Source organism: Vibrio sp. 10N.286.51.E5 (assembly GCF_041469125.1).
Classification (GTDB): Bacteria; Pseudomonadota; Gammaproteobacteria; order Enterobacterales; family Vibrionaceae; genus Vibrio; species Vibrio crassostreae_C.
In genome coordinates this window covers 32,740-46,670 of record NZ_JBFRJZ010000010.1, presented here as the reverse complement: position 1 = coordinate 46,670, position 13,931 = coordinate 32,740, and the positions used below count along the sequence as shown (strand labels likewise).

The following is a 13,931-nucleotide window of genomic DNA, read 5'->3' as shown; positions in this document are numbered from 1 at the left end:
TAAGAAAAGAGCCTAACACTAGATATTATTCTTCGCTGAACAGATCGCCGCCGTGCATGTCGATCATCTCTAGAGCTTTACCGCCACCTAGAGCAACACACGTTAATGGCTCTTCTGCAACAACAACAGGGATACCTGTTTCTTCTGTTAACAGACGATCAAGGTCTTTAAGCAGTGCACCACCACCCGTTAGTACCATACCGTTTTCTGAGATATCAGAAGCCAGCTCTGGTGGACACTGTTCAAGTGCAACCATCACTGCAGATACGATGCCAGATAGAGGCTCTTGAAGTGCTTCAAGGATTTCGTTTGAGTTTAGGCTAAAGCTACGAGGCACACCTTCAGCAAGGTTACGACCACGTACTTCGATCTCTTCGACTTCATCGCCAGGGTAAGCTGAACCGATTTCGTGTTTGATCTTCTCTGCTGTCGCTTCACCGATCAAACTGCCGTAGTTACGACGAACGTAGTTGATGATCGCTTCATCAAAACGGTCACCACCAATGCGAACAGAAGACGAGTAAACCACACCGTTCAGTGAGATAACCGCAACTTCAGTAGTACCACCACCGATATCAACAACCATTGAACCTGTTGGCTCAGAGACACGTAGGCCAGCACCAATCGCAGCAGCCATAGGCTCATCGATTAGGTAAACCTCACGAGCACCAGCACCTAACGCTGATTCACGGATAGCACGACGCTCAACCTGTGTTGAACCACAAGGTACACAAACCAAAACACGAGGACTTGGTTTAAGCACACTGTTGTCATGCACTTGTTTGATGAAGTGCTGAAGCATTTTTTCCGTTACGTAAAAGTCGGCAATTACACCGTCTTTCATTGGACGGATCGCTGAGATGTTACCAGGCGTACGACCAAGCATTTGCTTAGCAGCGTGGCCAACAGCAGCGACACTCTTTGCAGAACCCGCACGATCTTGGCGAATAGCGACAACTGAAGGCTCATCAAGAACAATGCCTTGGCCTTTTACATAAATAAGGGTATTGGCTGTACCTAAATCAATCGATAGGTCGTTTGAAAACATGCCACGAAGTTTTTTAAACATATTCTTCGCTCATCCTGCAAGAATTAGAAGACAAAAATTGCACTAAATGTACCAATGCCTTGCTGTTACGGCAAGGCATTGAAGTGCAAACATGGACTGAAACCCGCAATTTCTTACAGATTCCTAACTTAAGGGGCAAAAATTATATTATTACTGACCTGTTAAGCCACTTTCACCTCGGTAGATCACACGATCGTTACCACGGTAGATACCAAATGTGACGACGGTGGATGGATCTTCATCACCCAGTTGGCGCCAGTTGTAACGTAGCCATGGTTGATCTTGATCACTGCCACTACATGAGATGTTATTTCCGCCATCGCTATCAGGCTCAGAGTCATCCATTCTTAACCACAGACGAACTTGCTCACGTGGCGCGTCTGTTCCTGCTGGCGTATTTTGATTTGCTGTGACCTCTTCTTCTCCATCATCCACATTTCCGCTACCGTTAAGTGAAACTAAAGTGGTTGCCGCCCCTTCACTGTGCCAAATAACTTGTTTACAAGTATTAGCCCCATTGAAGGTACTGCGGTCATCATCCTCGTTAACAATAAACTCGCTGCCATCCCAGAACTCAGCGCGCAATGGAATAGTTAGAGTAGTATCAGAATTACCACCAATATCATCGAGCGCCATTCGACCATATCGGGCAGGAGGTTGAACTGGGAATGCAGCTGAATCGGTAACAGGGTCTGAATCCGTAAATGACACAGGATCAACTCCTGTCACTGTTAAACCAAAATTAGTGGCTATTGAGCTAGCATCACTGGTATTGAAAGGACCATCTCTGCGGCTAACGTCATCTGAATCCGTAACTCTTTGCAGCTCAGCTGCATTGTCATTCAGTAACCAATGTTTACGATCAACAGACCAAGACCCAGCGTCCGTATCTAGCAAGAAATCATTATCTATACTGGTGTCATCCAGAATACCAAAACTAGCTTGCAGGTCTGAACTGAAGAATCGGTAGTTATTGAGCGCATCATCCGTATCACTCTCACCTGATGCCATTGGATATACTTGGTGAACTGTAGAGTCATAAGGTTGACTTAGGTACGCAATATTATTTTGATTTGTAACATTCCACTCAGGGTCACCTTGCATGAAGTATTTGGGGTAAAAGCGGCCAATAGACTTACTACCAGAGAAGCCGCCAAGGATACTCCCGTAGAAGCTGCCAGTTTCAGTTGCAACAAAGTTAAAACTACCCACCTCTGAGTATTTTAAACTTTCAAATTTATAGCCTTTGTTAGACTGATCATTCGATGAAATTTGTTTAATTAGCTGAGTTTCAGGGGTTAAATCACCTAAATTAGCGTCAGGATAATCCGTAATTGAAGGGGTATCTAAAGTTGTTGTAACTTTCACGCTTGCTGCCGACTCAAAGTAATTATTCGTCAACAAATTATCATCAGTACAAACCGAAGATGAGTCGGTATGCTTTATCGGGCGGGCATAAACATCAAATGGAGATCCGGCAGCAGCAAAACTATCTGAGTCTTTCTCGTTGCTGTTTCCATCGGAGCTCTTGTTGGTGCAAATCGCAAATTTCCAAGGGCGAGAGTAGACCGAGAAACTTCCCTCTACATCATAATTCCCATCTTCGGGACAACCAGCGAAACCAGTACAATCAAAACTATTGTCTTTTAAAGTGACGTTGAAAAGCCCTGACTCAGAGATAGTTAAGTCAGTTGAGGCGCTACCTTTTTTGAACTCAGGTAAGTAGGTCAGCGAGCCATCGGAGCCACTCCAAGAACTATCAAGCTCATGAGCAATGATAACTTCATCCCCGGCTTCACCTATATAGTTCTCAGCAACAACAATTGAGTCACCAGAATCACACGCTAAAACTTTAGTTACTGTCGGTGTGGCCTGCCCTGCAATAACGTCAAGACGATTGGTTGGAGTATTGCCATCCACTAAAGAGAATTTAAATGGTACGAACTTAAACTGGCTTTCAACCTCTTTACCAGAATCATCGATTAATGTCGCCGTTAGCTTATAACCTGTATCAAAATCAATATTGGCAGTATCTTTAGCGACAACTTTTAAAGTTAATTCACCATCGTCATTTGAAACATAATTAGGGTAAGTACCTGAACCTTGTCCTTGCAGTACAGAAACGTCGAATTCATCAGCGTCTGGCGTAATACTCACCGTAACACCTAGGCTTCCCGCCACACCATTATTAGAGGTATTAATGGTAAATTGAGGGGAGTCGTCGCCACACATCAAAGCTAAATCGGTTGCTGGGGAAATATCAATTTCATAGTCATCCGAAGGTTGAAAACAATGATTGTCAGTCGCAATAATCTTAGAAGTATTCCTCAGGCTAATAGCCTTAGCAGTAACTGCACCATAGACCGTTGACTGGTTTCTCATAATGACATCGACTTCGCTATATAAAAGACCTCTAAACTCACTCCGGTTGGCAAAGTTAACAGTAGAGTTTTGCAATGCGTGGATAAAAACTACTAGTTGCCCATCACCTTCTTCACCGAAAAATGAATCATTATTACTTAAATTCACTTTTCCTATGTGAATAATAACTTTTTCTCCGTCAGGGATAATGACTCTCCCTGCGTTATTAATATCCAAACTACCGACCCAGTATGTGCCGCTATAAAATGTTACAGAGCCTTTTCCAACACTCAAACTTCCTATTGATTCATTATTAGAAAATTCTGCATCATCCTGCCATACATTTACAGTCTCCAGTCCATTATCAGGAGATTGGAAGCTTTCTAGTTCTTGCTTATTAACCAACAATCCTTCTTCACCATAACACTCCGTACTATCACAAGCGCTCTCCTTCTTATTTCCTGTTATCGTATTTTGAGGAAACCCTATATACCTCTTTCCATTTGATACTAACGCTCCTTCTATCCCCTCCGATGTATCCAACAAAATATAAGTATTCTCGTTATTTTTCCATGTTTGAGCTGGTGAAGGGAATAACTGACAAATTTCACTCGTTGGCGGCTTATCAAATAAAAAGTACGAATAGGGCTCTACAACATGCGCACGTTCATAATCTTGAGTCATGTCTTCTTCGTTGATTAAAGCAACACCAGTTTTCGATACTGAACAGCGCCTCAACCAGCCGCCATTGTTACCATTACGTGTACGCTTTGACGCGAGTAATGTAGGGATACCCGAAAAACCAGAAGCTGAAAAATCTTGTACAAGCTGACAACCTTCTGTGATTGGTTTGATAACCCTATCATCGATATTCAGCGTATTTGATGTTGACCCTTGGCCAAGCCAAAATTTCTGCCCATTTATAAACCCTTCTCCTAGCCCTGCGACAAAAGCAACTTGTTCATTACTAGTAAGCTGAGCATTAGATGAAACTTCTGAACGATCAAGGACTAGATTAAATGCATTTGTTGTCGGGTTTAGAGCTATTGGGGTTAACCAAACAGGAGCGCTGCCTTGCATATTGCTCAAGCTTTGAATCTGTACTAAAACGCCCGGAGAAGAGCTAAAGTTGGATGACAAGCCAAAATCACTGAATTGCACCAACTTACTATTATTAGACCCACCACCAACATTTGAATAAGTACGGTTATAATCAACTGTTCCTGCGACTAACTTCGCCCCACTATCAAACTCCAGTACGCCAGGTTCAATGACCAAATAATCGATATTTTCCATTGGAGCATCAACGTACTCCACTAAAGGATCGCTGGCATTGGTGCTACATCGCCACTGCCCTTTATCATTCTGCTTCAAGCGAACACACGCCGCATCATGGGGCGGAAGTAGCTGCTTTATCGTTGCCTGACTCGATGAAATAGACCAAACACGGAGATCAGAAGGGTATTCTGTCGTTTTACTATTAAAGTTTGAGCGGGTCGCATTAACCGTTGACATAACAAACACCAAAGGCGCTGAATCATAGGTTTTTTCAAACTCAATTACACACTCTACTTTTGATCCGGAAATAGTACATTTATCGGCGGGAATCGTACCGAACTCAAACTGAGGGTTAGTATTAACATTAGCTTGAACTAATGGAGATAAAAAAAGCGCAACTAATAATACAGAGAAATGCTTTATCATCGTTTATTCCCTCACCCAAACTTCTTGAATACGCTGTACTTGATTGATACCTGAACCACAAACAACCGAAGACTCTAAAACATAAAAAACAAAACCACCTAATTCACCACGACTTGAGCACTCTAAACTATTAAGAGAGCAGTTCATTGGTACTCTGGATATCAAAGATTTAGCTTCAGAAACTACACCAAGTGGCTCTAGGTTAGTACACGCGGCGGAAACAGCAGAAGAGGCAAGTGGGTCAAGGCTCGGATAAAACTGAGTCATTACATACTCATTAACAGAATGGCTTAATAGCCATGCCTGAGTGCCCAATACTGAGCGGGTATTGGTATCGTGAGTTGACCAACTGGTACGCGTTAAACTTGTCGCGAGAAACCCAACAATAACGATGACAAAAATAACTATTATAAGTGCGCTACCACGCTGTTGATAACTACGGGACATTGAGCACCTGCACTTCTTGTTCAAAGGTCGTGGTTTCACCATTAACAGTAAATGTAAAGGTTAGATCTACAATTCCATTTTGCTGAACCGTAGCCGGAGAATATAAAAGGGAGCTTTTAGCAACATTTAATTTATCACTAATGGTAACTGGCGCTCCACCATTGGCTCTTGTTAAAAAATCATCGCCAGAAAGACAGTATTCAACAGGATTATCATCGTCAAAAATATAATGCCGATTACTCACAGACCCTCCGACCAAATCACTAGCCTGATCGACCAAAGTAAATGCAGCTCCTGAGACATTTGTTCCTGTAACTTGGCTGATATTAGTTAATGAGAATACATTATCGATATTATTAATTTCTTCGTAAGGGCGCGTTGGGTTAATAACCATTGATAAGTTTTTCAGTGATTGAATATCACTATCTGAATCGCCTACTAAAAAATTAATATCTGCCCCTGATACCACATAGAAACCAGAGTCTACGATTGGGTAAAAAGAGACACAACCGCTAGATACTGCTGAGGGGAATAGGTTTGGTACTGCATGCCTCATCTCACGTGATATTTTTTCAATAACAAAATTGGCTTCAGTTTGTAAGCGATAACGTTCTACCGTACTAAAATAACCTTTTACACCCACTTCCGTGAAATTAGCTAAACCGAGCAACAGAATGCTAGATACAACGATGGCTAGAATCAACTCGATCAATGTAAAGCCTTTCATTCGCATCAATAGTTCCCCTTAAAAGCATTAAAGGACACTGTTGGCTGCGAGCTTGAAGTAACTTCGACAATGACAGATTTAAGATTACTACTCGCGCCTGATACTGGGTCTATAGAAACCTCAACTTGAAAGTTTATGTAGGTAGATGCATCTTTAATCAAGTTGCTTAGATCCGTTTCACCATCAAACGTATCAATATCCGTATAGCTTTGAGCAAGTAACCTAGACATAACACTACTACCTAATGCTGAAGCTCGATTGTAGTAGTTTGCATCGCTAGATTGGGCAGATTGTGGAGCTAAAAAAGAGGATAATGTAAGCGCCGCAAAACCCAGTAAGACGATTACAATCACTGATTCTATTAAAGTGAATCCTTTTACATTGTTTTTCACCATCAACACCTTCCCACTTCAGCAGAAACAAAGCCTTGCTCATTAATACAAACCCAAACTCGGTTTTCTGAGTTTGCTTGTTCACTGATCTCTATACCTACTCCAGCCGAAGCTGCTAGGGTAGGATTTCCTAAAAGGTCAAATTCCAGGGTGTTATCTGTAAGATCAGGTTGGTAGCGAAATAAGTACCCATGTTCCAACACACGATCACTTCGCGAAACTGACTCTTCGTCGGATGAGCACGCATTAGATGAACCAAGACAATTTCCATCAGCCACGAGTTGAAAATTATCTTGGTCTAAAGGAGATGACGAACCAAGGTTGGATTGCATGCGGTTGACTTGAACCTGCCTAACAACTGAAATGACTTGATCTTGTAAGGCATAAAGTTCAAAGCTACTTCGACCGGACATACGTGATACAGCGGTAATAGATACGATAGCAAGAATAATGATAACGATGATCAGCTCTACCAGAGTAAAGCCATTGGGGATGGGGCTGTTATCCATAATGAGCCTCTAACTGCCAAGCGAATACTAATTATACAAGATAACGAATGTAGTGATCTTATGTATATGAATAGTTTTGATATTTATGTGCTTTGGATAGAAAAAAGGCCAGCATCTGCTGGCCTTCCATAATCATTTCAAATAATTACTCACAAGCTACCAAGTCAATTGAAGGTTCATCTCCCTCTGACTGAGCTTGTTGATAAGTAACGTGACAAGTAGCAGCATCATTTGCAAAACCGTAGGCAACGGTACCAGCAGATTGACCTGTTACTTCTGTCCAATCATCAGTCAAGCCAGATACAATTGCAGTTAATGCTGCAGATGTACCTTCAGGGTAACCCCAAACCACATTAATAGTACTTTGACCAACTGAAATTGCAGTAGGCGCTTCAGTTCCTTCTTGCCCAGCAATAGCTGCCTTACCATAAGTAATACCCGCAGCTCCAGCCATAGCCCCCTTAAGGCCCTCTGCTGAAGCTCGTTTAGCATCATCTTGCAGATTCAAGAAACGTGGTGCCGCAGTGACAGCAAGAATACCTAGAATAACAATTACAACCACTAGTTCGATTAGGGTGAAACCGCCTTGTCTTTTCATAGTTAAGCTCTCTCTATGTTTAATTTTACGCAGACTTACTGCAAAGTTACGGTCACACGACCAGTTTTAATTTCGTAAACAAACTCATGCTCAGTACTGCCTTCTAATTGAACGTAAGTACACGTTGCATCACCTGAATTCGCTTGCGCTGAATATTTGTAATTTGAATCACTAGCAACAACTGAAACCTCACCAACTTTAGGTGGATTTTGCAGCAAGTTTTCCATCAACTCAGAACATGTTTCATCTGAAATATCTTGTGGAGCAGTGCTCGAATTATTGTTCAGAGTCCACGGATAGCCATCTCTAAAATCGGTATCGACATTGTTACTGTTTTTTGATCTCGTTAACCAAAAATCAACACCATCATAATTTACAGTATTGTATGTTTCAACACCTATCTTCTCTGATGGCCTAGCTTCTGCTTCCCACTGTGCTCTTGCCGATAGTACTGCGGTTGCAAAGCCACCAGCAACACCTTCAATACTTGATTTCTTGGCTTCATCTGTCACATCGAGAAAGCGAGGTAAAGCAGCCACCGCCAATAAACCAACGACCACGATCACTATGACTAATTCGACAAGGGAGAAACCCTTTTGATTCTTAAGCATTTTCTACCTACTCATCTAATTATTAACGCGCATTATACATTCGCGCACGTATAAAACCATACTAAAACTGTCAATATTTTCACAAAGCCAAAATATTGGCTTTTACACTAAACCTTTCTCTTTCAAGTAATATATCTACCTGATATTTATCAGTATAATAATAACTACAGTGAAAGTGTCTGTTATCACTTTTATCTTCAACTCTTGGAGAGCTTAGCCCTAAAATGCTCCCTTGAGGATATAATTGATCCAGCCAATAATTACAGTCTCGCTCCGTACCTTGGATAGGCATTACCCACCCAGTTCTGCTGTAGATCTTTGGGGGTTCCGAGCCTTCTTCTTGCCCAGCACCCGATAACAAATACTGCTGTTTGAACAAATTGGCTTGCTCTAAAATCCGCTTGCTCGCGACGATAAATGCCGTGTTAGTCGCTTCTTCTTCTACCGTTTTGAATGCCGAAAGCACACCGACAATAAGAAAAAGAATAACCACTGTCCAAATAACAAAACGTGAGCGTTGTAGGTTATTTAGCATTCCCTAGCCTTTGATCGCATCCAACATTCCCCACATCGGCAAGAAGATACCTAGCGCCAAAATCAGCACCATGCCTGCAACGATGGTTAACAAAATGGGTTCAATTCTGGCGGTTAAGGTTTTCAGATCGTAATCGACTTCGCGGTCATAAAAATCAGCCACTTCAAGTAATAGCTCATCAATACGACCCGTCTCTTCACCGACGGAGATCATTTGTATCACGAGCGGTGTGAAAATTTCGCTGTTAATCGCGGTCGACGAAACCGTACTACCGGCTTCAATGGCCGATTTCATGGCTTGAACTCGCAACTCTAGAAAACGGTTATCTAAAGCTTCCGCCGAAAGCGCTAGCGACTGGTTCAGTGGAACACCCGCTTTAAGCATCAAAGCAAAAGTACGCGAGAAGCGTGACAACAGTGCTCGATTCACTACCCCGCCAATGACCGGCATTTTTAAGCGTAATCGATCCCACTTTTCCAAACCTTTGTCTGTCTTCACCCAAGCTTTAAAAGCGAAGATAAGACCAAAGATCACTCCAAGCATTAAGCCCCAGTAATTCACAAAGAACTCAGACATACCAATCAAGATACGAGTAGGCAGCGGCAAGTCGACACCAAAGCGCGCAAACATGCTTGAGAACTGTGGAATAACCTTGATGTTAAGAATGAACATTGCAATCAAGATAAAACTGATCACGAATGTTGGGTAACGCATCGCAGTCTTAATTCGTTTGCGAGTCTCAACTTCTTGTTCGTAATATCCAGCTAATTGCAGTAAAGCCTGATCTAGACGGCCTGTGTTTTCACCAACGCCAATCATCGAGACAAACAACGGACTGAATACCTTTGGGTGCATCTGCATTGACGCCGCTAAGCCGCGACCATTGGTTAGCTCAGCAACCACCTCTTCCAAGGCGGCTTTCAGCTGCTTATTTTCGCAGTTTTGAGTGAGGCCTTTCATCGATCTTAATAGTGGTACACCCGCTTTGGTTAGGCTGTATAACTGTCGACAAAACAGAACCAACACCTCTAACGGTACACTCGGAAAGAACAGACTCGATACATCCATATCTAAGACTGAACCACCACTTTTGCCCAGTTTGATAGAGGTTGGAATGATCCCTTTACTCATCAAGCTTTCAGCAGCAAGATCTTCGTTATTCGCGTCTAATTGCCCACTTACTTGACTACCATCAGAGCTGCGACCTACATAACGATACGTTGGCATATCATTCTACCCCTACAGATAAATTGGGTCAGTGGCACCGGACGCATCACCTTCGCCAAGATGCATTATCTCATCAAGACTCACGACACCTTGCAGAGCCAATTCCATCGCAGAAGCCAATAACGGTTTATAGTTTTCAGACTGTCTCGCCTTTTGAGCAAAACCTACCGCATCATTAGCTCTCAGTGCATCCATCATGTTTTGCTCTAGCTCCAACATTTCAAATACACCAATTCGCCCGCGGTAACCCGTTACGTTACAGTTCTGGCAACCACGGCCTTTCATAAACGGCACACCTACTTGGTTAGGGAAACGGACGCTCAGCCATTGCTTGCGAGGTTCATCTAACTCATCCTCAACCTTACAATCTGTACACACTTTACGAACTAATCGCTGTGCGACTACTGCTCGAACAGCGCTCGCGACCAAGTAACCCGGAGCACCCATATCCATCATACGCAACGCGCTGTCTACCGCATCATTGGTATGTAACGTACTTAATACTAAGTGGCCGGTCAGTGCAGCTCTCAAGCCTATCTCAACGGTTTCGTGGTCACGCATCTCACCGATAAGAATAATATCGGGATCCTGACGTAGAAAGGTTCTCAAGATAGTAGAGAAATCGAGATTGATCTTAGGGTTTACCTGAACTTGATTCACACGAGGTAGGCGGTATTCCACCGGGTCTTCCGCAGTAATGATCTTTTTACCCGGTTCGTTTAATTCACTTAACGCGCCGTATAAGGTTGTTGTTTTACCTGAGCCGGTTGGTCCGGTAACCAAAATCATGCCATGTGGACGGCGCAATTGTTGACGCAGACGAACCAACAGATCACTCGGTATGCCCGACTCTTCTAGTTTACGTAGGCCTGCTGACTGGTTAAGAAGACGCATAACCACTGATTCACCGTGCTGTACTGGCATGGTCGACATACGAATATCAACCGACTGACCTTTAGCTCGGATATTAAAGCGACCATCTTGAGGAAGACGTTTCTCTGAGATATCGAGGTTTGCCATCAGCTTCAAGCGCAGTACAAGTGCCGAAGCAATATTCACCTCATTCAGCAATGTTTCATGCAGCACACCATCAATACGCTGACGAAGACGCAATACGTTTGAATCTGGCTCGATATGAATATCCGAAGCGCCAACCTGAATAGCATCTTCAAATAGCGAGTTGATCAGCTTAACGACGGTAACTTCATCACTGTCTTCTTCAGCGATATCGAAATCAAAGGCATCATTAACTTGGTGTTCAGCGTGAAGTTGCTCAGCAAACGAGGCAATCTCTTTGGTTCTTCGATAATAGCGATCGAAGCCATCAACCAATTGCCTTTCTTGAGCAACAACGAATTCAAGCGCGTAATCGCCGAGCTGACCAAGCAAAGACTCTTGGGCAAACAGATCGGCTGGGTCACTCATTGCAACACGCAAAGTGTCACCTTGGCGTCCAATAACCAATGCACGAAGGCGACGAGCATGTACTTCGGGTAAAAGCTGTACTGCTTCAACATCGACAACGGCTCGGCTTAAATCAATAAGAGGAATCGCTAACTGCTGCGACAAAAAGCTCAGCATTTGCTGTTCTGACAAGAAGCCAAGCTCAATTAGCGCATCACCCAGCTTACGCCCAGTACTTTTCTGAGCGGCCAGTGCTTGTTCAACTTGAGCCTCGGTGATAATACCTTCTTCGACAAGCAAATCACCAAGTCTTTTTCTTAATCTAATTTGCATCGCCGCTCTCCTCTAAAGCATTGAGTATTTTTAACCGGTCACGCACAAAGCTTTGTGATTGAGATGAGATACCGACTCTGGTTAACGCACCTTGGTATGACGCTTTAGCAGCCGTGAAGTCGAGTTGGCGTTCTTGCTGAATCGCTAAGCCCAACCACCAGCGAGCGTTATCTGAATCGACCTCAACCAACTTTTGATAACTCTCGAGTGCGATTTCTTCTTGCTGTGATTTTTGGCTCAACGCCGCACGCATTGCTAGATACTCTTGAGTTGGATGCGGAGGCATGTGTACTAAAGGGCTCAGCGCCGCTTCTGATTGATTCGCTTTAACCAGCAGTTTAGATAACCCTAATCGCAATTTTTCACTGTTGATGTTGAGCTTAATTCCAGACTGATAAAGCTCATAGGCTTTGCGAGTATCGCCTTTACCAAAATAGAGAATCGCAAGTTTCTGACGGACATCTTCATTTCGTGGCGTGTAGCGTAGAGCTTCAGTGTAGCCCTTCAACGCACCAGTAAGATCGTTCGCATCAAGCGCTTTCTGAGCTCGACCTTGTGCATTCACAGATAGCTGTTCCGGAGTTAACTCAACCTGTTCGATCAACATTCCGCTATTTTCTGAATCACCAGAGGCTACAGGCTCATTAGAGATAGACGCAGGGGCTTTTTTTGCCACACTAGCAACGTAAATCGGTTGGGGAATTTCAGTCTTAGTCGTTTCAGGCACGCTTAGAGCTTTAGCCGGTGTTTGTTGTTTTGTCGCTTTTGGGGCAGACATAACAACTGATTCGGAAACACTAGGCTTAGATTGAGCGCTTTTTGCCATCGCAGTGTTTTCTGTTGAAAGGATCGCAGAGTCTAGTGTCACCAATTTCTTAGTTGGCGATGAGATAGGTTGAGCGGCTTCCTGGATGCCATTTGAATCATCAACGACAGAGACTTGAACCTGTAAATCTCGAGTTGAGATTGACTGCTCAACAATAGACTGATCAATCACAGGGCCTTGCGATATCGCCCAACCGCCCATCGCTAAGCTCAACGTAAAACCTGCAACAACCCAAACTAGGGGGGAACGCGTTTTTACTTTAGGTACGACTGCCGCTTCAATCGAAGTCGCTGACTTTTTCTTTGCCAATTCAGACAAGGCGTTGTTAATGACGCTCATAATTAATTCCAACCCCACAGTATTGGCGTTTTAAATTTAGGCTTACACACATCGTACGTTTCATGCATAGCTGAAAAAAGATGTTGGTTGTCGATACTTTTCTTATCTTCACTGAACGAAAGCAATAGAGCCTTATGGCAAAGTTGGTTTATCAATCTAGGGATACCTAACGACGAACGACAGATCGCCTTTTTTTGATTCAAGCTGAATAACTCAGGGCTACCACCAGATTTAGCGATTCGATTATCAATATAAGCCACCGTTTCATCGAGATTCAGCGGTCTCAGTGTCGAACTAAATGTGATTCTTTGGCGAAACTGCCTTAGGTGGTACGCCTCTAATCGAGCATCCAATTCTGGCTGACCTAATAAGACAATCTGCAGCAGTTTTTTATCTTCCGTTTCAAGGTTACCAAACAACCTTAATGTTTCGAGCGCTTCATCCGATAGAGCCTGAGCTTCATCAAGAATAGCCACCACTCTTAAACCAGAATTGTGCAATTCAATGAGCTTATGCTGAATGTTATCAACCAAGGTTGCTTCATTATCGACAGCTAAACCAAGCTCTGTTGCAACCGCCTGGCGCAAGTCTGCCCCTGATAACACAGGGTTTGGTAAGTAGATCAGAGCTGTACAGTCATGTAGGTGATTGACCAACATCCGGCAAACCATGGTTTTTCCAGTGCCTACCTCTCCGGTCACCTTAATCACGCCCTCGCCCATTTCCAACGCCGAGATTACCGTCTGAATCGCTTCGAAATGAGGCGCTAAACCATAGAAGAAATCGGTATTCGGCGTTAAGGTAAATGGCAGTTGTTCAAAACCAAAGTGAGCTTGATACATACGACGA

Annotated in this window: 13 protein-coding genes; all 13 read right to left on the bottom strand. The window is 43.4% G+C overall.

The genetic code is table 11. From position 1 onward, the window contains the following. Positions 1-25 precede the first annotated feature (25 nt). Entirely contained in the window at positions 26-1,069 is a 1,044-nt protein-coding gene (locus AB4161_RS03180) for a rod shape-determining protein (RefSeq protein WP_017062957.1), read from the bottom strand. A 150-nt stretch (positions 1,070-1,219) separates the two neighbouring features. After that, the gene (locus AB4161_RS03175) at positions 1,220-5,134 is read right to left on the bottom strand and encodes a DUF6701 domain-containing protein (RefSeq protein WP_372082781.1); all 3,915 of its coding nucleotides are present in this window, start codon (positions 5,132-5,134) and stop codon (positions 1,220-1,222) included. Between the two features lie 3 nt (positions 5,135-5,137). Continuing rightward, complete coding sequence (locus tag AB4161_RS03170; RefSeq protein WP_029235849.1) at positions 5,138-5,581, bottom strand: hypothetical protein; 444 nt, start codon at positions 5,579-5,581, stop codon at positions 5,138-5,140. Then, positions 5,571-6,314: a PilW family protein gene (locus tag AB4161_RS03165; protein ID WP_017066956.1), complete on the bottom strand. Its 744-nt coding sequence runs from the start codon at positions 6,312-6,314 to the stop codon at positions 5,571-5,573. The genes AB4161_RS03170 and AB4161_RS03165 overlap by 11 nt, the downstream gene beginning before the upstream one ends. Next, positions 6,314-6,703, bottom strand: a complete 390-nt coding sequence (locus AB4161_RS03160) for a prepilin-type N-terminal cleavage/methylation domain-containing protein (protein ID WP_016790948.1) — start codon at positions 6,701-6,703, stop codon at positions 6,314-6,316. The genes AB4161_RS03165 and AB4161_RS03160 overlap by 1 nt, the downstream gene beginning before the upstream one ends. Beyond that, positions 6,703-7,209 (bottom strand): prepilin-type N-terminal cleavage/methylation domain-containing protein, encoded by a 507-nt coding sequence (locus tag AB4161_RS03155; protein ID WP_372082779.1) that lies wholly within the window; start codon positions 7,207-7,209, stop codon positions 6,703-6,705. The genes AB4161_RS03160 and AB4161_RS03155 overlap by 1 nt, the downstream gene beginning before the upstream one ends. 145 nt (positions 7,210-7,354) lie before the next feature. Beyond that, positions 7,355-7,807, bottom strand: a complete 453-nt coding sequence (locus AB4161_RS03150; RefSeq protein WP_102393510.1) for a type II secretion system protein — start codon at positions 7,805-7,807, stop codon at positions 7,355-7,357. 35 nt (positions 7,808-7,842) lie between these two features. Beyond that, entirely contained in the window at positions 7,843-8,418 is a 576-nt protein-coding gene (locus AB4161_RS03145) for a prepilin-type N-terminal cleavage/methylation domain-containing protein (RefSeq protein WP_372082777.1), read from the bottom strand. 79 nt (positions 8,419-8,497) lie between these two features. Continuing rightward, positions 8,498-8,953, bottom strand: coding sequence for an MSHA biogenesis protein MshF (locus tag AB4161_RS03140; protein ID WP_372082775.1), 456 nt, complete (start codon positions 8,951-8,953; stop codon positions 8,498-8,500). Positions 8,954-8,956: 3 nt separating this feature from the next. After that, positions 8,957-10,180 carry a type II secretion system F family protein gene (locus tag AB4161_RS03135; RefSeq protein WP_017061351.1) on the bottom strand — a complete coding sequence of 408 codons (1,224 nt, stop codon included), beginning with the start codon at positions 10,178-10,180 and terminating at the stop codon, positions 8,957-8,959. A 12-nt stretch (positions 10,181-10,192) separates the two neighbouring features. Further along, positions 10,193-11,917, bottom strand: a complete 1,725-nt coding sequence (locus AB4161_RS03130) for a GspE/PulE family protein (protein WP_372082773.1) — start codon at positions 11,915-11,917, stop codon at positions 10,193-10,195. After that, complete coding sequence (locus AB4161_RS03125) at positions 11,907-13,082, bottom strand: tetratricopeptide repeat protein (protein WP_372082772.1); 1,176 nt, start codon at positions 13,080-13,082, stop codon at positions 11,907-11,909. Before AB4161_RS03125 ends, AB4161_RS03130 begins: the two co-directional genes overlap by 11 nt. A 2-nt stretch (positions 13,083-13,084) precedes the next feature. Beyond that, positions 13,085-13,924: an ExeA family protein gene (locus AB4161_RS03120; protein ID WP_017061348.1), complete on the bottom strand. Its 840-nt coding sequence runs from the start codon at positions 13,922-13,924 to the stop codon at positions 13,085-13,087. Positions 13,925-13,931: the final 7 nt, after the last annotated feature.